Origin of the sequence: Peribacillus sp. FSL P2-0133 (genome assembly GCF_037975445.1) — a bacterium.
Classification (GTDB): Bacteria; Bacillota; Bacilli; order Bacillales; family DSM-1321; genus Peribacillus; species Peribacillus simplex_E.
The window spans coordinates 5,243,891-5,267,767 of the sequence record NZ_CP150254.1; the positions used below are offsets into that span (position 1 = coordinate 5,243,891).

At 40.8% G+C, this 23,877-nt stretch carries 28 protein-coding genes and 1 riboswitch; of the genes, 8 read left to right on the forward strand and 20 right to left on the reverse strand.

The genetic code is table 11. From position 1 onward, the window contains the following. Positions 1–19: 19 nt before the first annotated feature. Together MKY17_RS25340 and MKY17_RS25345 are read right to left on the reverse strand one after the other, a co-directional pair. A complete protein-coding gene (locus MKY17_RS25340; RefSeq protein ID WP_286177135.1) occupies positions 20–562 on the reverse strand; it encodes a glycerol-3-phosphate responsive antiterminator in 543 nt (180 codons plus the stop codon). 165 nt (positions 563–727) lie between these two features. Beyond that, positions 728–1,156: a hypothetical protein gene (locus MKY17_RS25345; protein ID WP_098372308.1), complete on the reverse strand. Its 429-nt coding sequence runs from the start codon at positions 1,154–1,156 to the stop codon at positions 728–730. A 175-nt stretch (positions 1,157–1,331) separates the two neighbouring features. Continuing rightward, a riboswitch (SAM riboswitch) is annotated at positions 1,332–1,433 on the forward strand. An 82-nt stretch (positions 1,434–1,515) separates the two neighbouring features. On the opposite strand from MKY17_RS25345, the gene MKY17_RS25350 reads away from it, so the two are divergent. Then, the gene (locus MKY17_RS25350; RefSeq protein ID WP_098372307.1) at positions 1,516–2,619 is read left to right on the forward strand and encodes a 5-methyltetrahydropteroyltriglutamate--homocysteine S-methyltransferase; all 1,104 of its coding nucleotides are present in this window, start codon (positions 1,516–1,518) and stop codon (positions 2,617–2,619) included. A gap of 222 nt (positions 2,620–2,841) precedes the next feature. Here MKY17_RS25350 and MKY17_RS25355 read toward each other — a convergent pair whose 3' ends face one another. The 3 genes from MKY17_RS25355 to MKY17_RS25365 form a co-directional block, all read right to left on the reverse strand. Continuing rightward, complete coding sequence (locus MKY17_RS25355) at positions 2,842–3,366, reverse strand: hypothetical protein (RefSeq protein WP_098372306.1); 525 nt, start codon at positions 3,364–3,366, stop codon at positions 2,842–2,844. A 257-nt stretch (positions 3,367–3,623) separates the two neighbouring features. Then, positions 3,624–4,724 (reverse strand): CaiB/BaiF CoA-transferase family protein, encoded by a 1,101-nt coding sequence (locus MKY17_RS25360; protein WP_098372305.1) that lies wholly within the window; start codon positions 4,722–4,724, stop codon positions 3,624–3,626. Between the two features lie 244 nt (positions 4,725–4,968). Further along, on the reverse strand, positions 4,969–6,453 hold the full coding sequence (locus MKY17_RS25365; RefSeq protein WP_098372304.1) for an amino acid permease: 1,485 nt from the start codon (positions 6,451–6,453) through the stop codon (positions 4,969–4,971). Positions 6,454–6,895: 442 nt separating this feature from the next. Here MKY17_RS25365 and MKY17_RS25370 point away from each other — a divergent pair, with 442 nt between their 5' ends. Together MKY17_RS25370 and MKY17_RS25375 are read left to right on the forward strand one after the other, a co-directional pair. Beyond that, positions 6,896–8,521 (forward strand): M4 family metallopeptidase, encoded by a 1,626-nt coding sequence (locus MKY17_RS25370; protein ID WP_098372303.1) that lies wholly within the window; start codon positions 6,896–6,898, stop codon positions 8,519–8,521. 285 nt (positions 8,522–8,806) lie between these two features. Beyond that, positions 8,807–9,208 (forward strand): SET domain-containing protein, encoded by a 402-nt coding sequence (locus MKY17_RS25375; protein WP_034310428.1) that lies wholly within the window; start codon positions 8,807–8,809, stop codon positions 9,206–9,208. A gap of 434 nt (positions 9,209–9,642) precedes the next feature. Here MKY17_RS25375 and MKY17_RS25380 read toward each other — a convergent pair whose 3' ends face one another. Together MKY17_RS25380 and nagZ are read right to left on the reverse strand one after the other, a co-directional pair. After that, positions 9,643–9,831, reverse strand: a complete 189-nt coding sequence (locus MKY17_RS25380) for a hypothetical protein (protein ID WP_098372302.1) — start codon at positions 9,829–9,831, stop codon at positions 9,643–9,645. 91 nt (positions 9,832–9,922) lie between these two features. After that, the gene (nagZ, locus tag MKY17_RS25385; protein WP_098372329.1) at positions 9,923–11,158 is read right to left on the reverse strand and encodes a beta-N-acetylhexosaminidase; all 1,236 of its coding nucleotides are present in this window, start codon (positions 11,156–11,158) and stop codon (positions 9,923–9,925) included. 181 nt (positions 11,159–11,339) lie between these two features. Here nagZ and MKY17_RS25390 point away from each other — a divergent pair, with 181 nt between their 5' ends. Continuing rightward, on the forward strand, positions 11,340–11,693 hold the full coding sequence (locus MKY17_RS25390) for a hypothetical protein (protein WP_098372301.1): 354 nt from the start codon (positions 11,340–11,342) through the stop codon (positions 11,691–11,693). A 61-nt stretch (positions 11,694–11,754) separates the two neighbouring features. Here MKY17_RS25390 and MKY17_RS25395 read toward each other — a convergent pair whose 3' ends face one another. Further along, positions 11,755–12,537 carry a helix-turn-helix domain-containing protein gene (locus MKY17_RS25395; protein ID WP_098372300.1) on the reverse strand — a complete coding sequence of 261 codons (783 nt, stop codon included), beginning with the start codon at positions 12,535–12,537 and terminating at the stop codon, positions 11,755–11,757. A gap of 216 nt (positions 12,538–12,753) precedes the next feature. Between MKY17_RS25395 and MKY17_RS25400 the strand changes: the two genes are divergently transcribed. Both MKY17_RS25400 and MKY17_RS25405 read left to right on the forward strand, forming a co-directional pair. Next, complete coding sequence (locus tag MKY17_RS25400; RefSeq protein WP_098372299.1) at positions 12,754–13,524, forward strand: TSUP family transporter; 771 nt, start codon at positions 12,754–12,756, stop codon at positions 13,522–13,524. A 107-nt stretch (positions 13,525–13,631) separates the two neighbouring features. After that, entirely contained in the window at positions 13,632–14,570 is a 939-nt protein-coding gene (locus tag MKY17_RS25405; protein WP_098372298.1) for an oxidoreductase, read from the forward strand. A 78-nt stretch (positions 14,571–14,648) separates the two neighbouring features. Here the strand turns inward: MKY17_RS25405 and MKY17_RS25410 are convergent, their stop codons facing one another. Next, the gene (locus MKY17_RS25410; protein WP_063234129.1) at positions 14,649–15,089 is read right to left on the reverse strand and encodes a peptidylprolyl isomerase; all 441 of its coding nucleotides are present in this window, start codon (positions 15,087–15,089) and stop codon (positions 14,649–14,651) included. 167 nt (positions 15,090–15,256) lie between these two features. On the opposite strand from MKY17_RS25410, the gene MKY17_RS25415 reads away from it, so the two are divergent. After that, a complete protein-coding gene (locus MKY17_RS25415) occupies positions 15,257–16,249 on the forward strand; it encodes an acryloyl-CoA reductase (protein ID WP_098372297.1) in 993 nt (330 codons plus the stop codon). 37 nt (positions 16,250–16,286) lie between these two features. On the opposite strand, the gene MKY17_RS25420 is transcribed toward MKY17_RS25415, so the two are convergent. The 3 genes from MKY17_RS25420 to MKY17_RS25430 all read right to left on the reverse strand — a co-directional run bounded on the left by MKY17_RS25420 (position 16,287) and on the right by MKY17_RS25430 (position 18,819). Further along, on the reverse strand, positions 16,287–17,753 hold the full coding sequence (locus MKY17_RS25420) for a PAS domain-containing sensor histidine kinase (protein ID WP_098372296.1): 1,467 nt from the start codon (positions 17,751–17,753) through the stop codon (positions 16,287–16,289). Positions 17,754–17,899: 146 nt separating this feature from the next. Further along, positions 17,900–18,328 carry a cell wall hydrolase gene (locus tag MKY17_RS25425; RefSeq protein WP_098372295.1) on the reverse strand — a complete coding sequence of 143 codons (429 nt, stop codon included), beginning with the start codon at positions 18,326–18,328 and terminating at the stop codon, positions 17,900–17,902. 221 nt (positions 18,329–18,549) lie between these two features. Next, positions 18,550–18,819 (reverse strand): DUF1292 domain-containing protein, encoded by a 270-nt coding sequence (locus tag MKY17_RS25430; RefSeq protein ID WP_034310405.1) that lies wholly within the window; start codon positions 18,817–18,819, stop codon positions 18,550–18,552. 305 nt (positions 18,820–19,124) lie between these two features. Here MKY17_RS25430 and MKY17_RS25435 point away from each other — a divergent pair, with 305 nt between their 5' ends. Continuing rightward, positions 19,125–19,529 carry a VOC family protein gene (locus tag MKY17_RS25435; protein ID WP_098372294.1) on the forward strand — a complete coding sequence of 135 codons (405 nt, stop codon included), beginning with the start codon at positions 19,125–19,127 and terminating at the stop codon, positions 19,527–19,529. A gap of 196 nt (positions 19,530–19,725) precedes the next feature. Here MKY17_RS25435 and rpsN read toward each other — a convergent pair whose 3' ends face one another. From rpsN to MKY17_RS25475, 8 genes are all read right to left on the reverse strand, one after another. After that, complete coding sequence (gene rpsN / locus MKY17_RS25440; protein WP_098372293.1) at positions 19,726–19,995, reverse strand: 30S ribosomal protein S14; 270 nt, start codon at positions 19,993–19,995, stop codon at positions 19,726–19,728. Between the two features lie 45 nt (positions 19,996–20,040). After that, positions 20,041–20,175: a hypothetical protein gene (locus tag MKY17_RS25445; RefSeq protein ID WP_286177132.1), complete on the reverse strand. Its 135-nt coding sequence runs from the start codon at positions 20,173–20,175 to the stop codon at positions 20,041–20,043. 103 nt (positions 20,176–20,278) lie between these two features. Further along, entirely contained in the window at positions 20,279–20,428 is a 150-nt protein-coding gene (gene rpmG, locus MKY17_RS25450) for a 50S ribosomal protein L33 (RefSeq protein ID WP_034310390.1), read from the reverse strand. A gap of 22 nt (positions 20,429–20,450) precedes the next feature. Next, positions 20,451–21,644 (reverse strand): GTP-binding protein, encoded by a 1,194-nt coding sequence (locus tag MKY17_RS25455; protein ID WP_286177131.1) that lies wholly within the window; start codon positions 21,642–21,644, stop codon positions 20,451–20,453. 415 nt (positions 21,645–22,059) lie between these two features. Further along, positions 22,060–22,230, reverse strand: coding sequence for a hypothetical protein (locus tag MKY17_RS25460; RefSeq protein WP_179891107.1), 171 nt, complete (start codon positions 22,228–22,230; stop codon positions 22,060–22,062). 165 nt (positions 22,231–22,395) lie between these two features. Next, positions 22,396–22,776, reverse strand: a complete 381-nt coding sequence (locus MKY17_RS25465; protein ID WP_170946990.1) for a nucleotide excision repair endonuclease — start codon at positions 22,774–22,776, stop codon at positions 22,396–22,398. A gap of 197 nt (positions 22,777–22,973) precedes the next feature. Beyond that, positions 22,974–23,126, reverse strand: coding sequence for a YpzG family protein (locus tag MKY17_RS25470; protein ID WP_076368068.1), 153 nt, complete (start codon positions 23,124–23,126; stop codon positions 22,974–22,976). Positions 23,127–23,229: 103 nt separating this feature from the next. Beyond that, positions 23,230–23,877 (reverse strand): DUF4352 domain-containing protein, encoded by a 648-nt coding sequence (locus MKY17_RS25475; RefSeq protein ID WP_098372292.1) that lies wholly within the window; start codon positions 23,875–23,877, stop codon positions 23,230–23,232.

Below are 23,877 nucleotides of genomic sequence, written 5' to 3' on the forward strand. Positions count from 1 at the left end.
TTTTTTTTAATTTCCCCTATTAAACGATATCCCATAATTCAGTTTTGGAAGTGGTGATTGACGACGCTCCAGCATCAAGGGCGTTCATGACTTCATCCGAAGTACGTATGAGGCCGCCTGCAAAAATCGGTGTCTGCAATCGTTCCTTCACTTCTTTTATCATCCATGGCATAGCGCCCGGCAATACTTCGATATAATCCGGCTTGGTTTTCTGCACCAGCTTATAACTTTTCTCAAGCGCATGTGAATCTATTAAAAAGATTCGCTGGATGGCAATGACTCCCTTTTGCTTCGCCTTCAATATAACGTTTGATTTAGTTGAAATCAGCCCATATGGATTATATTCCTGACAAATGAATTCTGTCGCGTACTCATCACTTCTTATGCCATGGATCAAATCGACATGATAAATCATTTTCTTATTATGCTGCTTTGCCATCATACTTACGTTTTTCAATTGTGATATATGCAAATCAAGAAACACACCTATTTCATAGGAACTTTCTAAAAATCTTTCGAAATCCTTCATGCTTGCTGAAGCAGGCAAAATCTTCTGATCCATCATTATCCTCCTCATTCCCAGAAAAACTCAAAACTTCAAGTCATTTAGTATATTTTAAAGAGCTTGATTTATCAAACACATTTTTTTCATGACCAATGTCACCATAACACTATCATACCTGTCACTCCCTTTATAGTTTTCGGCTAAGAATGTATGTAAACTCCATCATAAAGTAATTTTCATTTTCAATGCACCTTCGACGAGTTCATACGATTTAATTGTGCCAACGGGAATTTTTCTCACGATGCTCCAAGCATTAACATTCATTTTGATCGTTCTTTTTTCAAATTCAAAAAATGGAGGTCTGTTAAATATCCTTTGGTTGATGAAATTCCTGTCAATTGGTTCCATTTCCACTAATTCAAATACAATCGTTCTTTTTTCCACATGAACCGGTTTTAATGTAATCCGAAAAGCTACGTTTTTCTTAAACATCATTTTTTTCACTTCCATCGTTCCGGAAAGTACTATATGCTTTGGCGTAATCTCGACTTTAATATCCTGACCATATGATTTCATTCTTAAGATTTTCTCTATCATGGCTTCAGTTACCGTTATTGGTATGCCATTTTTGAATGGACTGAATGTACTCATCCTTGCATTCCCCTCCTGCCGCTCATACGGAACGTCGGTTATAGCATATGCCAGGTTCCCTGATGTAGTTAACTTTTCAACCCATATTAATAATCGGTATATTCGAAATCTTCCACCTTCAATACTTGACCTTTATAAAAACTATCTGTATAGTCATAATTAATTTAATAGACAACTCTTATCCAGAGAGGTGGAGGGACTGGCCCTTTGATGCCTCAGCAACAGACTGATCATGTACTGTGCTAATTCCAGAAGTGTAAAAACTTGAAGATAAGAAGAGTATATAGCTTTGCTGCCAACACCTCTTCTTATTTTTAAGAAGAGGTTTTTTATTTTTAAAAGGAAAGAAGGAATGCAACATGTCAATCACATTAACGAAAGCACCATTCAGGGCTGATCACGTCGGAAGTTTATTAAGACCAGAACGTTTACATATTGCCAGAAAGCAATTTAAGGAAGGTACCATTTCAGCAGAGCGGCTTCGTGAAGTTGAAACCGAAGAAATCAATCGGATTGTCGAAAAACAAATTGAAGTTGGATTAGAGGCCGTGACGGATGGTGAGTTCAGACGAACATGGTGGCACTTTGACTTCCTCGAACATTTAAATGGCATCGAGGGATATGTGACTGAAAAAGGTCTCACATTCGATGGTGTGGAAACAGAGAGATATAACGTTCGCAATACCGGGAAGGTTTCATTCAATCCTGAACATCCCTTCATTCGCGATTTCATTGAATTGAACAAAATCGTGAACGGACGCGCCGTTGCCAAGCAAACCATTCCCAGCCCAAATCAATTATTTGCTGTAGGCATTCATAATGAAGACATCTACCCTGATATTGAAGACTATGCTAATGATATCATCAAAGCGTATCAGCATGCTTTGAAGGCTTTTTATGAAGCAGGTGTACGTTATCTTCAATTGGATGATGTATATATTGCCAGACTTTCAGCTCCAGATTTCCAGTTCAAAGATGGAAAATATACGAGGGAACAGTTAATCGATCTTGCACTTCGCGTAATTAATGGCGCATTGGAAGGCAAACCAGAAGACCTTGTCGTCACTACACACCTATGTCGTGGGAACTACCAGTCGACTTGGGCGTTTGAAGGAAGCTATGCCCGTATCGCCCCAACTTTATTGGCAAAAGAAACAGTGGATGGATTTTTCTTGGAATATGATGATCAACGCTCAGGAGATTTCAAACCATTGGAATACATTCCAAATGGCGGAGCACGGGTCGTACTGGGTGTCGTCACTTCAAAAAATGGAGAAATCGAAGACAAGGAAGCTGTTAAGGCACGCATTGAAGAAGCCTCGCACTTCGTTCCTCTCGAACAATTATGCTTAAGTCCGCAATGCGGCTTCGCCTCCACCCATCACGGCAACAAGCTGACCGAAGAACAGCAATGGGAAAAGCTGAAATTCGTCGTTGATGTAGCAAAAGAAGTATGGAAATGATTTTTTAGCGGAGACTTTAATTCTGATTTACAGGATTTGAACAACCTAATCGGCCGCACTTATAAGGGAGCCGATTAGGTTCTTGCAATAATACATTTCCATTCCTTTAATGACTCTTTAGATAACGGTATCAAGTTTTGCTAATTATGAAACTAACGATGAATGATGAATCCTAAAGCTGAAAGCAAACAAAAAAAGAACGGTCACCAGCACGTCCCCTTTTTACTTGCAGTTATCATCATCATCCATTTTCTTCACAAATATATCATCCGTCACCCTATCTTCCAGCTTGTTCCTCAAGGCCAATTCCGCAGCCTTCCCATCACTAGGCGACCCGTCCGAGAAATACATCGGAAACAAGGAGAAAAACATAACATAGAAAGAAAAATAGATGAATTGATACCAGATCACCGAGCTGTCCAGGATATTCTGATACACTAAACTATAGATGGTCAGCATGCTGACTAAATTAAAGATAGCCCCCCCTAAATATATCAGCGTATTCGTCAATCGATTATCATGTTTCAATCCCTTGAACTCGCAAGTCCCATTCCAAAAATAATATTTCCTCACCTCTATGTTCCGAAAGGCGAAAAGTTTATTACCACAACCTATCAAGATCTTCTTTTCTGATCCCCCAAAGATCGTAACAAAGAAAATATGCCCGCTCAAATGTATCAGCGTAACGATCGGCATGATCAAAAAAAAGGAAAATAGAAATTTAATGATATCAGAGAGACCAAACATGTTTAAGCAACCCTCCTTACCAGGATGCTACTCTGATACCCTGCCCACATTAGTTATAACTGGTAAATTTTTCACATTAATCATATATTGCTTTCCACAAGTGCTATTGTTCTCCTTCTGCTTAATTTGGGTTGTTTCCAGCTTAATATGGCCTTCCTCCGCTTATTTCGACCTATCTCCAACTTAATTCGACCTTCAAAAAGAAGGCTATCCCCTTCCAAAAAAACTCGGAAAAGTGATAGCCTTTACAGCTTTATTTAGCGATTGGGGGTGTGAAGAATTTCTGCGTTGTTTTGTCCTGGCCTCAAGCCTGCATGTTTATATTCAGGGGTGAAAACCGATGTTTTGATCGGGCAGCCGATTTGCTTCTGGGCATTTCCTTTTCCGTCCGGTACCTCGACGATCATTCCCCTGTCCTTCAATTGGGGGTGTTCGGCCGCTTCAGTGAAGGTCAGCACTGGTTCTGCACAGGCCTCGAAATCAGCGAATATTTCCTGCCATTCATGAAAATCCCTTTCAAGGAAAGCCAGTCGGACGGCCGTTTTAAACCTGATTCCGCTTTCTTCATCGCTTTTCATGCTCAGTTCATACAATTCGGGTGCACCGATCGCTTCACATAAGGCTTTTCGAAAAGGGGGCTCAAGGCTTCCTACCGAAAAATAGCGTCCATCTTTCGTTTCGTAAAAGTCATAAAAGGATCCTCCGTTCAACATCAGTTTTTCTGGTTCAAGATCGAGGCCCCCTTGTAAATTCAGGGGTGCGGATATGGCATTCAAGGCAAAACTGCAGTCGGTCATGCTGATGTCGATGGCTTGGCCGAATCCCGTTCTTTCCCTGTGAATGACTGCAGATAATATACCGATAACAGCATGCAGTGATCCTCCGGCAAGATCTGCTATTTGGGTTCCGTTTTTTGCCGGGCCATCCTTTTTCGTACCGGAATAGCCTGATAAGCCTGCAATCGAAATATAATTGATATCATGTCCCGGTCGGTCTTTATAGGGACCTGTCTGGCCGAAGCCCGTGATGGAACAGTAAATCAGCTTCGGATTGATCCATTTTAATGCCTCATAGCCCAGCCCTAGGCGTTCCATGACGCCTGGACGGAACTGTTCAATGACGATATCGTATTCCTTCACTAGATTTTTTACGGATTCGATGGACTCAGATTGTTTTAAATCAAGTGTGATCGACTTCTTAGATCTGTTAAGATACTGGTTCACACCCCATGAATCCGTTGCTCCCGGCCTCTCTACCTTCAAAACGTCCGCTCCTAAATCCGCTAGCATCAAAGTGGCAAATGGGCCTGGCAGTAACGTTGAAAAGTCCAATACTTTTAAATGAGTCAATAAGGTCATCAGCCGTGCACCTTCCCTTTCCATTGGAAATAGTAAAAGCTTTCCCCGTCGTTCTGTACATGGAATTTAGCAGAGTTTACGATTATCATATAACACCGCCTGAAATTTTTGTATAAATTTCCATTTAATAAAAATAAAAAGCCAGGAATCAGCTTCCTGGCTTTTGTTAATGAGCCTATAGAAAACAAGTAAAAGCCGGACAATTTAAAACTACATTGTCCGGCTGATTTTACTTTACGCTTGTTCATTCATATTTTTTGTCAAAGTCAAATTTTACTTCATCAAGTTTAACGAATTTAGTTTTTCTTACCAGTTTATAGCCAAACCATAGACCAAGGAAAAGCGGGATTCCAAGGTATGCAGCTATAACACTGCCCCAATCGATCTGGTCTGAGAAAAATGCTTGGATATTTTGGGACAGGATGACGATCATCCCAATTAAAATGGCAAAGATCGGTCCAATCGGGAACCATAATGCCTTATATGGCAGCTTCTCCAATGAATGGCCTTGAGCGATGAATGCTTTCCGGAAACGGTAATGACTGATGGAAATGCCGAGCCAAAAGATAAATCCTGTAATTCCAATGGCATTCATTAACCAAATATACACTTTACCATCACCGAATACGGAGGCTAAAAAGGCCAGCATGCCGATGGAACATGTCAAAATCATGCCTGCAACCGGTACTCCGCGTTTATTAAGTTTTGCAAAAATACGCGGTGCTTGTCCATCTTTTGCCATTGAGTATAACATACGCGTTGATGCATATAGACTTGAGTTACCTGCAGATAATACCGCTGTTAAAATGACGGCATTCATAAGCGAAGCGGCAAAGGCCACTCCAGCTTTTTCAAAAATGAGCGTGAATGGGCTTACCATGACGTTATCACCTTGTAAACTTGAGTTCGTATAAGGGATAAGCAGCCCTATTACAAAGATCGCCAATACGTAAAAGAGCAAGATTCTCCAGAAGACACTTTTAATGGCCTTCGGTATATTCCGTGCAGGATCTTCACTTTCCCCGGCAGCCACACCGACAATTTCGGTACCTTGAAAAGAAAAGCCAGCTGCTATGAACACGATGAAGACACCCATGAACCCACCCGGGAAAGGAGCGTCATCGACGGTGAAGTTTTTAAAACCTACTGCTTCGCCGCCCATAATGCCGAAGATCATTAGCAGCCCGACGATTATAAAAATAACGATGGCTGTTACTTTTATGAAGGAAAACCAGTATTCCCCTTCCCCATATCCTTTAACGGATAAATAGTTCAATAGGAAAATGAGCACCAAGAATGATGAACTCCATAACAATGATGGACTATTCGGAAACCAGAATTTCATGATCATTGTCGAGGCTGCCAACTCTGCCGCTATCGTCATCGACCAATTGAACCAATACGTCCATCCCAAGGCAAAACCAAATGCCGGATCGACAAATTTCGTTCCATAGGTACTGAATGAGCCGCTTGTCGGCATAAAGGCTGCCAGTTCCCCTAAGCTCGTCATCACAAAGTAAACCATTGCCCCAACTAAGGCATATGCAAGTAATGCGCCGCCTGGCCCAGCTGTATGAATGGCTGCCCCGCTGCTAAGAAACAGCCCGGTGCCAATAGCCCCGCCAATGGAAATCATCGTTAAATGGCGGGATTTTAAACCGCGCTTTAGTTCTTGTCCTTCTTGCTGCGGAGGATGTTGAACGATGTCATGTTCTTGTTTTGGTATCATAATTTTTCATCCCTTTCTATATAAGCGCTTTCATATATGGGAAATCCATTTAATAAATTTTCCTATTTCATAGACTTCAAATAGATCTAATTTACAATTCGAATTCCTTTTCTGAATATATGCAATTTTCATGCCAAAATTATAAAACGCAATATTTCAACAAATTATCAAAAAAAACGCCCTCAATAGACAAAATATTTTGCACTTTACGCCACGTTTTTTTGCACATTATGCCATGTTTTTTTGCACTTTTATTCATTTGGTTCAATTTAAATACATTCCAAATATTACTAAAAGAATATATTCAGAGAATATTTCTATTAAAATCCATTTTTCTCCATTTTATTCCTTTAAATGTCATATTTTTTACGAGTTTTCTCCATTTGTAAATAATATGAAACGATGCAAAAATGAGGTTATTCTCATGAAGGAGTTGAGTGTTATGAAAGGTAAGGTATTTTTAGGAACTGCACTATCTCTCGGTCTATTATTTTCTGCCATTCCCCATCAAGAAGCTTTAGCGGCAAAAAATGTGTTGAGTGTTGAAAAGTACAATAAGCATAAGGATTCGCTAGAATTCAAGTCTGGGAAACTTACGGACCCATCGAAGCAAACTGCAGAAGATATCATTCTTACCTTTTTTGATGAAAACAAAAAGTCTTACAAGCTAGAAAAGCAAAAGGCGAAAGACTCCTTCACGATCCAGAAAGAAAGCAAGGATGAACTAGGCAATACCGTCCTTAAATTGCAACAAACCTATAAAGGCGTACCTGTATGGAATTCCACACAAGCGGTATTGATTGATACTAAAGGTGTATTGACGGTCGTGTCCGGTACGGTTGAAGCCAATCTAAACACGAAATTAGGGAAAAAGGCTAAAAAAGGCATCAGTAAATCCGAAGCTATCAAAATAGCTGAAGCGGATCTTGGGTACACTCCTGCCTACGAACAATCACCTGAATCTGACCTATATGTATACGCAAATGAAGGCAAGGCCGATTATGTATATAAAGTCAATTTGAAATTCTTAAGTCCTGAACCAGGAAATCATAATTATTTCATATCAGTCAAGACAGGTAAAATCCTGAATAAATTTAATACACTAGATGAAGTGACGGGGACCAATTCCGTCGGAACGGGCACCGGCGTCTTAAACAATACCGTGTCATTGAACACTACCTTATCCAGCGGCCGATACTATTTACAGGACAATACACGCGGTAAAGGCATCTACACTTATAATGCCAATAACCGTTCAAAATTGCCTGGTACACTCTTTTCCAACACGACAAATGCTTTCACTACTTCTACCGATAAAGCTGCGGTTGATGCCCATTATTATGCAGGTAAAACCTATGATTATTATAAATCCACATTTGGACGGAACTCTTATGATGGAAATGGAACCATCCTGAAATCAACCGTTCATTATGGCTCAAGATACAATAATGCATTCTGGGATGGCACCCAAATGGTTTACGGTGATGGAGATGGCACGACTTTCATCCCATTGTCCGGCGGTCTGGATGTCGTTGCACATGAACTGACGCATGCCGTGACTTCCTCGGAATCGAACCTTACCTATCAGAATGAATCCGGTGCTTTGAATGAAGCGATTTCTGATATATTTGGCACCGTCGTCGAATTCAAGAACCAAAGTGCCAAAGCCGATTATTTGGTCGGAGAAGATATTTACACACCTAACATTTCCGGTGATGCACTCCGTTCAATGGCCAATCCTACATTGAATGGTGACCCTGACCATTATTCGAACCGCTATACGGGAACGGGTGATAACGGCGGAGTCCACACGAACAGTGGAATCATCAATAAGGCGGCCTATTTGATTTCTGCCGGCGGAACTCACCATGGTGTGAGCGTATCCGGGATTGGCATCGATAAACTGGGAACCATCTTTTACCGGGCAAACACGATTTATTTAACTTCCTCGTCGACATTTTCACAAGCCAGGGCGGCAGTCGTACAAGCGGCCTCTGATTTATACGGTTCTAGCAGTGCAGAAGTCACAGCTGTCAAAAATGCCTTTACAGCTGTCGGTGTGAATTAAGGGATTTACCTATATGACCGACACCTCCCTAGCTTCACTTCTAGCGGAGGTGTTTTTTTATTGTAATGGATAATCGGGGCTCTCCCGATTATTTCAGCCGTTCGCTACCTTTTTTCGTCCTTCATGTGACAAATTCCGTCCTACGGTACCGGTAGAGCCTCAATAAAAAACAATCGTGCCGTTTGCTAAAATTGATTAATTCCGTAAAATAGTTGCTTTTCTTCTTATTAACTGTCAAGCTTAGATGATCTGGACTATATTGAATAGAACAAGTAGGTGACGAACATGATTGAAGTTAAAACTTCCACACTCAGTGATGGTGAGTTCAATAGAGGCGTATTCGCAACACGAGACATTAAAAAAGGTGAGCTTTTGCATGAGGCACCTGTCATTGCTTATCCGAACGAGGAGCATGTTTTCATAGAGAAGACATTGCTGGCTGATTATGCGTTTGAATATGGAATTAACCATACTGCCATGCTTTTAGGTTATGGCATGCTGTTTAATCATTCTTATACACCCAACGCTACGTATGACATAAACTTCAAGAATCATACGTTTGATTTCTTTGCTTACACCGACATAAAAGCAGGAGAAGAAATCCTGATTAATTATAATGGTGAAGTCGATAATGAGGATCCGCTTTGGTTCAATAAAGAAAATGACGGTGAAGATGAAGCTGAATGATCATTGACCATTCATGAAAGCACTTGTACTTTTGAAAAACCTTTCCAAGGTTTTCGAAAGAAACGGGTGCTTTTCCTTTTTCCTTTTACCGGCTTGATGAATTCACTGCTGGGTTTTAATCGTTCACTAAAAGGATGTTAAGCAATTAAAAAGCCCCATTAAGAACTACTTAATGGGGACAGCTTGACGACAAAAGAAAGTTCGGGATGCTCTCACCCCGAACCATGATTTTATTATACGAATGAACCCTCTCAAGGTTGAAGAAATGTGCGACACAGACGCTTGCTTTGATGAGACTTGGCAGACAGTCGGCGGAAAGGGAGCGGATTTCTGAAATCAACTGGCACTTTTTTTAAGAAAAAAATGACTGTAAACTAGTTCTTCACTAATTTACAGTCAGGTCTCATTAAAACTTTTAATGGGGTTATTCCACCTTAACGTACGGATGGGTTACTTGATTTAGTTTTGGTTATTGATTGGAATTGGCTCTTAACCTTATCAATGGTTTCCGGTGTCGCTAAGGACCTTATTTGACTCATGGTTTTTTCACGGGTTTTCTTATTGCGCATTAAAAATGCGGCTGTTCCTATCAGGACGGTTCCAAGCATTTTGTTTGATGGCATGTTAGTTTCCTCCTTCAAGTTAGTCATATATAGTATTCCCTCTATCAGCTGATTTAAACAAAAGCATCCTTTTGAGAGAGTAGTTTCGCTTTTATTCATCATCGCCCAGGCTTTCAATATACTTTATGCTTTCGGGATTTTTCACCACTTTTTCAGCTTGATCCGGGTCAGCTTTCTTTTGCTTCATATTGTAAAGTTTATATGTCAGCACTCTTTTCACTGACTCGTTAATTCTATCGATTGGAACTTCCCCTGCTTTCACTGCTTGGAGTAATCCGTTATATACTTCAAGCTCATGGGAATATTCATGACAGACAAGTAATAAATCAGCTCCTGCAAGGATTGCCTGCTTCCCCAGCTCTTCATAGGAGTAATACTTGTTCACAGCACCCATTTCCAAATCGTCGGTAACGACAAGTCCTTCATATTTGAGTTTCCCACGAAGCAGTTCTTCTATGATGATTTTAGAAAGGCTTGCTGGTTTTTCTTTATCATAGGCTGGATATTTAATGTGGGTCACCATCACGAAAAACTTTTGGTTATCCATTTCACTTATGATTTTCTTGAAAGGATAAATATCCGAATTTTCCAGATCCAGTTGGTTTGCCTCCACGGAGGATGTTTCGACATGCGGATCGATTTCGCTGCGTCCGTTTCCAGGAAAGTGCTTCAATGCACCAGTTATCGATACATCGTTCAAGCCTTGAATGGCTTTCTTTCCGTATTGATAGACCTTTTCGGGATCTTTCCCAAATGAACGTTTATCCGTTTGCGATAGATCTAGTACAGGGGCGAAATTAATGTTAATCCCCATGGATCCAAGTTCTGTTCCATTCAATTTGGCAACTTTGTACACTTCTTCAATAGAGGCATTTTTTCCAAGATCCTGTTGGGCAGGGAGTGGCGATACCCTTTCCTTCATCCTGATGATGTCCCCTCCTTCCTGATCGATGGCCACCATCAACGGAAGCGAATGTGTACTTTGATTGGCCGTTTGCTGAAGCGAATTGGATAACCTGGCCACTTGTTTAGGTGATTTCATATTGCGGTCAAAATAAATGACGCCTCCTATATGTTTTTGTTCGATAAGTTCCGTAATTTCATTGCCCTTTTCAGTTCCCTTGAAACCGACCATCATAAGCTGCCCGATTTTTTCTTCAAGCGTCATTTTTTTCAGCAATTGTTCTATTTTCTCATGGCTATCCGCTTCGGCGTCTTTCCCTTTTTCCACTCTGGAATTCACATTGATATTCAACTGAATGAACAATATTGAAAAAGCGAGGATTGCGATGAAAAGCAGGCCTATATAAATTTTTTTATTCTTCATGATTTGACCTTCATTGACATTTTCTCTGTCCTTCCTTGATTGCCCTTTTTGATTTCGATGCACACTTCTTAATCATGTTCATAAAGTGTCAATTCTATATCATCAATGCGTATTTTTTTGCATAAAGCATTAGCCACGCACCATACTACAAACATAGCCTAATTAAAAGGAGATGCCCCCCATGAACGGAATGTTGAAGAATCTTGCCGTCACCTTCAGCCATGCAGTCGATTATGCAAAAGAAAAAATAACAGCCTTTACAGGAACAACCCCTGTTACGATAGCGGAATTGAGTGAGCACATCATCAATCAGCCTGAAACAAAACTAATCAGGAAAAACCTTTTAGGGATACCTTTTTCTTTTTATCATTTACAAAAAGAAGACGTTACGTACTATTTGGAAATGAAAAGCTCACAGATTCTCCAATTGGATGTTCAAGCGCATAATCATCCGATTGTGTCTTACAGGTCTTATCGAGATAAATCCAGCTTGCCCACGGCCATTAGATTTCCTAAAACCCTTTTATCCGAATGACACTTTGGTACAAATATAAAAAAGCTGATATTCCCTGCAATGGGGATATCAGCTTTTTTTCTTATAGGGAGAAAAAACGTTCTCTTTCACTTGAAATCCAATTCTCGGTATCTTCTTCATCCTTTTTAACCAAGCGGTTAACGAGGATATCATGCCAAATGTAATTTTCGAGAAAATTGATATGAATGGGATCATCTGTGTAGAACGCCGTTTCTCTCGTTTCCGGAGAAGGGCCGTAAATCGTCTCCTTGCCATCGATGGATAAGATGAACCATTTGTTTTCTCCGATATTTTCCACATAGCTTGTTTTGCGATGTATATCTATACCTGATAATGGTTTTTCAACCTGAAATGCAATCCCCTTGAGAGTGCAATGCGCAGCAATCCCTTTTAGCTCTTGTTCAAGTTTTCCATACATCTCGTCCCATAAGGAAACCACCACCCTTTTCTCGGCTTTTTGAATCAAAGTACGGCAAAAGGAAAGGATGTGCCCTTCACCCTTAAGCGTCATTACACGATTGTCGGACATCGGTTCGATTTTCTCGAATTGTTTCAGTGTATGGCTGATGGATTGATAGGTATCGTTCCATTTTGATTGGACAGATTCCAGAAACACATCGACTGGTAGCGGTGAATATTGTATCGAGTCATTGATTTCCTCTTTTAAGACGATTCCTTCTTCTTGCAGTCCATTTAATATTTCATAGATGCGGGCCCTGGGAATTCCTGATTCCTTGCTTACTTGATAGGCACTGGTTGGACCTTGGCGAACCAAAGAAACATAAGCCTTTGCTTCATATTGACTAAACCCGAGAGACTGTAGTTTTTGAATGATATCTTGCATAGTACCTCCTAGTGCTTTTAGTAAGTTATATGCCTATCATACCAAATCTCTTATCGAAATCTATTCGATTTCAAATGGTATGACTCATAATGTTCTTATTTACAGAACGGGTTTTATTAGTTACTATTTAAATAGTGACTAAAAGAAAAACTTGGGTTATGGCTTGAGCATAACAAGCATTTCAGCCATAACGCCATTGATACGGAGGCTTCTTGGATGGAGGAAATACATATTTCAACACTCTTGCTGCTGATGTTTTTCGGATTTTTGGCAGCATTCATTGATTCTGTGGTAGGCGGCGGGGGCCTGATTTCCATACCCGCTTTATTATTTTCAGGACTTCCCCCTTCTCAAGCGATCGCAACGAATAAGCTAGCAAGTTCCATGGGGTCTTTAACAAGTACCATTGCCTTCATTCGCTCAGGTAAGGTTGATTTTCGATTGGTTTCCAAACTTTTTCCACTGATTTTCATAGGTTCCCTGCTAGGCGCTTGGGTTGTTAATTTCGTCTCGCCTGAATTATTAAAGCCAATGATCTTGGTCCTATTAATAGCTATTGCCATTTATACCTTTTTTAAAAAGGACTGGGGACAGAAATCGACTTACCATAAACTCACATGGCAAAAGGCTGCACTATTTGCGTTAGCTATATTTGCCATTGGTTTTTATGATGGGTTTTTGGGCGCTGGAACGGGATCTTTCATTCTGTTTGCCTTTTTAATGATTGGCTTTGATTTTTTGCACTCTGCAGGAAATGCAAAATTTTTGAACTTCGGAAGCAATCTGGCAGCACTGATCATGTTCATATTCCTTGATACCGTCAACTTTTCCTATGGAATACCGATGGGGATCTCCATGATAGCAGGTGCATTGGCCGGATCTAAATTCGCCATTAAAAAGGGAGTGGCCTATGTAAGGGTATTATTTATCATAGTAACCGTCATTCTGATCTTGAAAAATATAATGGATTATTTAATGGGCGGCTAATTTTTTTTAAAAAATAAAATACAGCACATGTTCCCGCCACAGAATGTGACATATAGGAATTATTTGGGTATATGATAGATATAGACTGTGTCGGAAGGTGTGATTGGATGATTGAAAAGTGGAATGGCGAAGAAATGGCAGATGTATCGGGGCAAACCATTGTGATTACTGGTGCAAATAGTGGAATTGGCTTCGAAACGGCTTTTGCACTGGCCGGTAAGGGGGCAGAGATCACCCTTGCAGTCCGGAATGCTTCGAAGGGTGAAAAGGCAGTCGATAGAATCTTATCGGTCCATCCTAAAGCAACTGTACACGTGATGCAGCTGGATTTAAGTGATTTAAGCAGCATTCGGCATTTTGCTGATTCCTTTCAGGAAAACTATGACTCTCTATCCGTCCTCATCAATAACGCAGGTGTGATGATTCCGCCATACAGTAAGACGAAAGATGGTTTCGAACTGCAATTCGGCAGCAATCATCTCGGTCATTTTGCTTTGACAGGACTCCTTCTTCCGCGTATCCTTTCTACGCCAAAATCACGTGTGGTCACATTGAGCAGCTTGGCCGCCATCAATGGATTTATAGACTTCGAAAACCTAAATGGTGAAAACGGTTATAAACCAATGAAATACTATGGGCAAAGCAAGCTGGCCAATCTGCTCTTCGCCCGCGAATTACAGAATAAATTCAACCAGCATGATACAAACCCGATGAGCATTGCCTGTCATCCGGGCCTTTCCCATACTAATCTCATGTCTCGCGGATCTGGCAAACCCATAAATAGATTCGTGCATTTTCTTTCGAAAACCATCACCCAGCCGGCGAGTATGGGAGCATTGCCTACCCTTTATGCCGCAACGGAACCTACATTAACAGGCGGGGAGTATATCGGACCCGATGGAAAGAAGAGCAGAAAAGGCTTTCCGAGAAAAGACGATATCATCGATTCCTTATATAATGAAGAAACCTCGAAAAGATTATGGAGTATTTCGGAAACCTTGACAGAGGTCGAATATCGTTTCACTGAAAGCATGACGCCAAAATGACTCTATCATTCCCCTGTTTTCACTCATGAACAGTGCAAAAAGAAAGAGGGAGCATAATGCCCCCTCTTTTCGCTTTCATCATTCAGCGTCAAAAACTTCGACTTTTTCCATTTTGTCGCCATTTTTCATAGCTTTAGCTGTTTCAAGTCCAGATGTCACTTTACCGAATACTGTGTGAACACCGTTAAGATGCGGTTGTGGTTCGTGCACGATAAAGAATTGGCTTGAGCCTGTATCTTTTCCGGCATGTGCCATCGATAGGCTTCCTGCCTCATGTTTGTGAGGGTTGCCTTCTGTTTCACATTTGATTTGCTTGCCGCTTCCGCCTGCACCTGTACCTGTTGGATCTCCGCCTTGGCTTACGAAACCAGGGATGACACGGTGAAAGACTACACCATTATAAAAACCTGTGTTTGCCAGGTTTTCGAAGTTAGCCACTGTGTTCGGTGCTTCGTTCGGGAAAAGGTCGAATTCGATCTTTTCTCCATTTGCCATAAGTATGTATCCTTTTTTAGCCATGTAAAACATCTCCTTTAATATGAACTGAACTGAATCAAATCTAATAGTACCATTTTTAGAAGCAGAAAGAAAAGCAAGCGCTACTTATTTCGAATTGTATCATTATACATTCCTATATTTTTTCTTTTATAATGGGGTAGATTCATTATTATAAGGGGGAACGAACCATGATACAGCAATTTGATGCATTAGTCGTGAACAAGCAAGATGATCAATTCACCGTTAACATTCAGCAACTATCACTTGATGATCTACCTCAAGGGGAAGTGCTCATCCGTGTTCATTATTCCGGTGTGAACTATAAAGATAGCCTTGCAGCAATTCCAAATGGAAACATTGTCAGCAGCTATCCGATCGTTCCGGGAATTGACATGGCTGGTGTTGTCGTTTCATCTGAGGATTCCCGCTTTAAAGAAGGAGACGAAGTCATTGCGACCTCCTACGGGATTGGCGTTTCCCAATCAGGGGGCTATAGTCAATTTGCCCGCGTTCCTGCAGAGTGGATCGTCCCGCTTCCTGATGGCCTTACAATGAAAGAGGCGATGATCATCGGAACGGCCGGTTTCACTGCAGCCTTATCGGTTCTGCGACTGGAAGAAAATAACCTCACCCCTGAGCAAGGGAGCGTTCTCGTCACTGGTGCAACTGGCGGGGTCGGCAGTTTCGCAGTCTCGATCCTTTCCAAACTTGGCTATTCCGTTGAGGCGAGTACAGGAAAAGATTCGGAACATGGATATTTGAAGGAAATCGGCGCGGCGACCATTGTATCGCGTGAAGATGTATTTAATGGCAAGCTGCGGGCACTGGGCAAACAGAAGTGGAGCGGGGCGGTAGATCCCGTCGGCGGTGAACCGTTAGCTTCAGTCCTTAGCCAAATCAAGTATGGCGGAGCTGTGGCGGTCAGCGGATTGACAGCTGGTACAAGCCTGCCAGCCACCGTCTTTCCATTCATCCTAAGAGGGGTTAATCTACTTGGGATCGATTCGGTCAATTGCCCGATGGATACAAGATTGAAAGTTTGGCATCGCCTTGCCACCGACTTTAAACTCGAAAAATTAGAACAGCTCATTCAACAGGAAATTACACTTGAAGAATTGCCTGACGTCCTTCCTACCCTATTAAAAGGGGAAGCAAGAGGCAGGACGATCGTTAAGCTATAAACCAAAAAAGTGACGAGAGCATGGCTTCTCGTCACTTTCATTGTGAACTTTCATTGATGGGAAGACTGATATCTACAATCGTCCCTTCTCCCACTTCGCTGCTGAAATGAATTTCCCCATTATGCTCATGGATGATTTTAGTACTGACCATGAGCCCAAACCCCGTTCCTTTTTCAGATATGCTATAAAAAGGCTGCCCTAGATGCTCCATGCGCTCATTTGAGATTCCGCAGCCTGAATCAATGAATCGGATCATCGCAGAGTCTCCTCCATGGTGTAACTGTATATGAAGTTTGCCGCCATTCGGCATGGCTTCTATCGCATTATTGACGACATTCGTGAATACTTGTTTTAACTGATTCGGTTCGCCAAAGACAGATGCCGAATCCGTATTATATTCCTTGATGATTTCAACATCATTCAAAATCGCTTGTAACTCGGCTAACGTAATCACACTATCCAATATATCGTTAAGCTGGATGTATTCACAAACCTTCGCTTCAGGCTCTGCTAAACTTAAAAATTCATTGGCCAGGGTTTCAATTTTTTCCACTTCGCTGACCGTCATTTCAAGATAGTCCTTTTGCTCAGGATTTTCCCTTAATAATTGTAAAAATCCTTTGACCGTAGTTAATGGATTTCTTAATTCGTGCGCGATACCCGCAGCCATCTGTCCTACCGCTGATAACATATTGGATTTACAGAGCATCTCATCGGTCTTTTTACGCTCCGTAATATCCCTGCAGAATACTTGTATGGCCGGTTGACCTTTATAAATAATCGGAAGACCGAGTGTTTCTCCATAAAATACTTGTCCGTCAAGTCGAATGAACTTTTGTTCCAGTAAACCAACCGCCTGATGATCATCTCTCATGATATCGATTCTTCTTTGTACACTTTCCCGGGACTCCAGGTGAACGAACTGAAAAACCGATTTACCGATAATATCTTCCACACTATCCATCCCAAGCATTTTTGCCCCCATGGGATTCATATACTCGATGATCCCATTGCGATGTACAAAAATCGCTTCAGGTGACACCTCCACTAAACTGCGATACCTTTGCTCACTTTCCTTCAAGGCAGCTTCAGCAAGTTTTTGATTCGTGATATCCCGATAAACGAAAACCAGAGCGCACGGCTCATTTTCATCATCCCGAATATTGAACAGGGAGATGCTTACATCGATTAACTGGCCATCCTTCCTTAGCCTGACCGTTTCAAAGCCTTTCTTTTGTACCCCTGCCTTAATCTGGTCATGCAATTCATTGACTGATTCCTTCAAGAAATCAGGAATAATAGGAAACGGACTGCCAATGAGCTCATCATTCGTCCAACCGAAAAACTCTTCAAAAGCTGCATTCACTTGAAGGGTTTTTCCTTCCAGATCAACAATGGAAATGGCGTCCGGGTTGTTCTCCATGAAAGACATAAATTTCTCGGTATTATCCTCCGGCTGTACTCCCATTTGCCCTTGTCCATAATTAATAAGCCTTTTACTCATCAATTTTTTATTCCTTTCTTATCCGGAAATTTACAGTCTCAATTTTACAGTATCAGTAAATCATTTGCCAGTTTTATCATATGATTTTTCCTAGTTAAAGACTGATGCACAAAGAGGCCAAACCTCCATAAGGTTCAGCCTCCTCCTTAAAATGTATTATAAATGTTCGGACATTCTGTACCTGTTGGTTCATAAAAGCAATGAAGCTTGAAACGCCCAACCAGGGGCTGATTATACCAGGTTTCCGGACAATCTCCCGGTGGCCTGAAGTACCATAGGCTAAATTTCGAGGGCCATAGCCTTTCACCACTTACGCTCCGGCGTGCAAGCCTTTTTTCCCTATCCCTTGCCCGCTGATAAAAATACCCCTTCTGTACAGCTTCAAAGGCATGCTCCTGATAAACCATATCTGGAATCGTCCTCAACCCTATGAAATCGGAACAATTCGACCTAATCCGATTGACCCCTACATTACCGATCATCAACATGCCTTGATCACCTTCACCCTCACCTTCCGCCCTAAGCAATCTTGCCAATAAGGCAATATCGGCATCAGTGTGCTTAACAACGGCCATCCCATCACCTCCACTTTTTTATCCTATGTCTTGGAGATGGAAAAATACTCCGTTTATTAACAAAATCTTCATAGATAGTACACGTCCTATCAATAATACAACCCTATACTTAAGTAAGGCTGGATAGCACGCGTGGCTATCATGGTATTTGGCGAAGGCGGGGCCGATACTTTCTTTATACATAAAAAAAGGCGACACACAATGTGCCGTCTTTTATCTTGTCATTCTTTCGCTTCAAATGCCGCTTCAAACGCCAATGATACCTTTTCGAACTCTTCATCCGATTCGATATCGAGCAGTTCACCTTCGCCTTCGACCCTGAAAAAGAAAATATCGATATCTTCATCTGTATCCTCTTCAATATCCTCAAGCAAACCTACTGCTACATATTCCGTTCCTTCTACATCCAATGATCCTAAAACCTCAACTTCATGGCCCTCATCGCTGTCATCAGTAAGGGTGAAAACTTCACCTTCACGAATTTTTCCCATACTACCTCTCCTTTCATATCCATTAATAATGGAGTTGTTTCAATAAGTATATCGACTATTCCATTTAGAAACAAATTTTGGCCCTGGAAAATGCTTAATTTCATTCTTTCCAAGAATAAAATCTATCAAGAAAAATTATGGAAGAAAAATATTATAACATAAGCCATTTATCATTTTTCAGTATTCACCAATACTTTCCCTATATTAACATCATTTAAAAAATCATCTAAAAACGCCTATAAAAATGTAATTTAATTCCGAATAATCTTATATATACTAATATTAGCATTTTGCATCTGGATATAATGAAGGAGGAAGATTTCTTGGCTGTGAAAAGGGTCGATCACATTGGCGTCGTTGTAAAAGATCTTGAAAAATCCATCGCCTTTTATCAAGATGTGCTGGATTTAAAATTAAAAGCACGCATCACTCATACTAATGGGGTAATCGAACTGGCATTCCTGGGTTACGAAGAGTCGGACGAAACAGAAATAGAATTGATTCAGGGATATAGCGACACACTGCCATCCGAAGCAACGATCCACCATTTTGCCATTACCGTGGATGATATCGAGGAAGAATATGCCCGGATCAAAAGCTTGGATAACACTGAGCTGATTGATGAAGAGATAGTCACCCTTCCAAATGGCTATCGCTATTTCTACGTATATGGCCCGGAAAAAGAGTGGATTGAATTTTTCCAAAGGTAAAAAGCAGAGTCTTAGAGACTTCTGCTTTTTTAACGTTCACTTTAAAAGCCGCTTCGTCAATGTTCAACAAAGTTTACAGTTAAAAACCCTTTTTTTACCAGTAGCCCTTGTTCAACATAGGCTCCTTTTCTTATGAATGATTTCCATAAAAAGTGAATGAAAGAAAGACTATTAAATCACCTTTCACCTCCCCGCTTCACCAGCTTGACTTCTTGACACCCGGCAGTTGCCCTTTATGAGCAAGCTCCCTAAAAACGATACGTGACATGTTGAATTTGCGCATATATCCACGGGGCCTCCCCGTTACTCCACAACGATTGTGGACCCTTGTCGGCGAGGAATCACGCGGGAGTTTGGCCAATGCGGCATAATCCCCTTTCTCCTTCAATTCCTTTCTAAGTTGTGCATACTTTTTGACCATTGCCAGCTGTTTTTCCGCTTTTATCACCTTGGATTTTTTCGCCATTTATATTCTCCTTTTTAAAGATCTTTTTTTTATAGATTCTATAAACTATTCACAATTCGTTCCGCTGTTTGTCTTGCTCCCGATATATTCCTCGATATCGGGAGCATGTTCACCAATTGTATGGATGGAGAACGTAAATATGGCATTGCAAAGAATTCCGTACAATGCAGCCATCATCATACTCGAATGCCTCCGCCAATAATAATCCATTCCAACATGAACTTCCCGCCTTTTACATCCATCTCTTCGATAAAACATAATCATTACGATTTAAACCTCAAAATTACTTCGTTTCACGGTGTAGCGTGTGTTTCTTTAATCGCGGACAGTACTTTTTCAATTCGATCCTGTCCGGGTTATTCCGCTTGTTTTTCGTCGTGATATAATTTCGATCCCCTGATTCTGTGCATGCTAAAGTAATGTTTACTCTCATTTTTGTTTCCTCCTAACGTTTTTTAATGAACGATTTCCGTAAATGCAGGCAATCGATCTTCATACAGAGACCAATCCTGCTGCAACTCGATTTCCGTTAATAAGCATTGATCTAATTCAGTTTCGATTTCCTGTTGATTCATTTGAATGCCAATCATCACCAGCTCCGTCATCCTGTCACCGTATACTGCATTCCACCGTTCCAATAATTCAGGTGCTTCCTTTAAAATTCGGTGCTGTTCTTCCTCAGGGTATGCTGCAATCCATTTACCGGCTGCTTGTAAGGTTAATGACGGTCCTGCCTGCGACAGCAAGCCTGCCGTATCATTTCTCGATGCCAGCCAAAGGAAGCCCTTTGCCCTCACCACTTGTACGGGCCAGTTTTCTAACCACTCCATTAGCCTCTCGGGATGAAAGGGTATTTTCCTTCTATAAACGAAGGAAGAAATCCCGTACTCCAGGGTCTCCGGAATATGCTCTTCATTCAATTCCTTTATCCAGCCGGCTCCTTGGCTCGCCTCTTCAAAATCAAATAAATGGGTATTCAATACATCCTTTAGCAGCACCTTGGAATGATTTGTTTCGATGATCCTCGCATCCGCATTCATTTTTTGAAGAACCGCTTTCAATTCCTCAACGGCTTCAGCATCAATTAGATCGATTTTATTCAACAGGATGACATTGGCGAACTCTATCTGATCTATTAATAGATCGACCACTTCCCTGCCATCCGCAGCATCAGTTGCCTGCATCCTGTCAATAAGTGTTTCTCCGGAAGTGAAGTCTTGCCAAAAGTTATACCCATCAACAACGGTGACCATCGTATCAAGCCGGCAATATTCCGCTAAATCAATTCCCATGCTTTCATCAACATAGGAGAAGGTTTGGGCTACAGGTACCGGTTCGCTTATCCCAGTCGATTCAATCACGATGTAATCAATGTCCCCTTGCTTCGCCAATTTCTCCACTTCAATCATTAAATCCTCACGAAGCGTACAGCAAATGCAGCCATTCTGCATTTCCACCAGTTTTTCATCCGTCCGGGTAAACCCTCCCTGTTTGACCAGAGAAGCATCAATATTGATTTCACTCATATCATTAACGATGACGGCAACCTTCAGATCATTCCTATTTTCAAGAATATGATTCAAAAGCGTCGTCTTTCCCGCACCAAGGTATCCACTCAATACCGTAACCGGAATTTTCTTCATCTCCATCGCTTCCCACTCCTTTACCTGATACCTTCGCATAAATCAAAATCATTACGATTTAAACACCGAAGCTATCTCTCATGTAAAAACACCCTTTAATAATAAAACGTAATCATTACTATTTGCAAGTTTTTTTCGAAATTACCCCCGAATACTTTTCCTGACAAATTTAATCACGATTGCTTCAATACTGCTGCAGGGAATCACGGATAAATGAAAGGTGCTGACATTCTTCATGAAATTAAAACAAAAATTAAATGGAAGCCCAATCACACATAACATCATGTGTAATGAACCTCCATTGAGTTTTATCATTTAATGTACGTTTGACAAGCTGCTGATCATCAACAACGTTTCATTTTCCAATACATTTTTCTTTTTCTTTGTTGCAAATCGAGAAAAAAATTATTGGTCACTATGCTTATTCCGCCATTTCCCACCCTGAAGATTTTACTGTCTTTTGTTCAAAAGTTTCAATTTCTCTCTGTTTCGTCAGTTTAGAAGCTTGTGACACGGACCACGTTAAATTCCCAAAAGCAATCACTGTCCCGATCGAGATAACTAACACCTTTTTACAAAGTATTTTCTTCAATAGCTTCCTCCTGAGAATGTATTGGAATACTCTAAATATAAACCAACATTGTTAACCTAGCATGTAGCAGCTGTAAATGTACGAAATTATTTTTGACATATGTAAACTTAAGTTTGCACACAAAAAAGCTGAGTGCATAAGCAGTCAGCTTTTCATAGGTACATCTTATTTATAAAACACTTTGTCGACGTTGTATTTAGCATGAAGCTTATTGATCATGTACGTTTCATAGATTTCACGTTCCATAGCGTCTTCGACTAAAAGAATGTCAATTTTCTTGACTTCATTACGATGCTCTTTAATCGGAGAAACATTATCCTCGAAATGCTTCTTGACCCTTGGTCTTAATTTACGGGCCTTACCGACAAAAATCAGTTCATCATTCTCATTGTAAAACAAGATGATGCCGCCTTTATCACGGGGAATCAAATGAAAATCGATAAACCCGTAAATTTCAGGAATGACAGCTTCGTCTCCTTCTATAACTTGCTTTCTTTGTTTGATGCTTATATCCGCTGCAGGGATTTCAATTTTAATCATTACAATTCACGTCCTCTATTTGTATAAAGTGAAACTTTCAATCGGAATCGAAACTCCGGTTTCACGCCAAGCTTATCACTTCAATCTTAAAGGTAAATGGTATCATAATTATGAGTGAAAAGCCATGTATGCCTTGATCGGTTTTGGATTAAATATAAAGAAGAAGACTCGCTGGGAGCCTCCTTCTTTGTCTGAAATATCCGTTACCACCTGTGAGCCTTTGCATTGCTTCTTAGTATAATGTTTGTTTGTGATTCTTGCGTGTGGCCATTAACTTGAGAATTTGAACGCTTAGGTCTTGTCCAATTATGGTGAAACTTTTGAGAATGTGGATCTAATTGATCTTTATAGCTCATTCTGTGTCACCTCATCATTAGGATTTGGATATTCCGTTCAGTGATAGTAATCTCCATCACTTGTTCTAGTATTTTATTTTTCCAAGGCATTTATACATATTCTTTAAAAAGCGAATTCAGCTGACTTGCCTTTTGCAAGGACTTCCCCTTCTTCATCCACCGCATCACTTGTCATGACGGATATGCCCTTTATGTTTCCATCATTTAGAATGAAACCAATGTTTCCGCTTTTTGAACCGTTTCCTTCTATTTCACCAGCAAGTTCTTCTAAGTAGATATCATCTTCCCATGTCAGATGTTCTCCTCTGTCCGTTTCAAGGAAAGCAACTGGGGAAAACTTAATTTTTTTATCCGTATTGTTTTTGATTTCCACGTTCATTTTTACGATATCGAAATCTTCATCATGCGTATAGCCGTGGAAGAAATCAATCATGCTGTAATCCGGAGTAGCATGCATCACTTTCATTTCTTTGACCTTAACCTCGATCGGGCCAACATTCACTGTTTCATTCACTTTTTTATAGGCCTTCAAAGTTAATTCGCCTTTTGCATCGGAAACGTTCTGACCGATCTGATTCAATTTTATATCATCAGGAAGCTGTGGATTCGGAACATAGACATCCTTTTTTACCAGTGGTCGTGCAACTTCCTCTGTTTTTTCTTTAGCTGTCGTTTCTTCTTTGTAAGCTGGTTGTGTATTAAGAGCACCAAAAGCAGTTAATAACAGGGCACCAATCATCAGTCTGTTCAT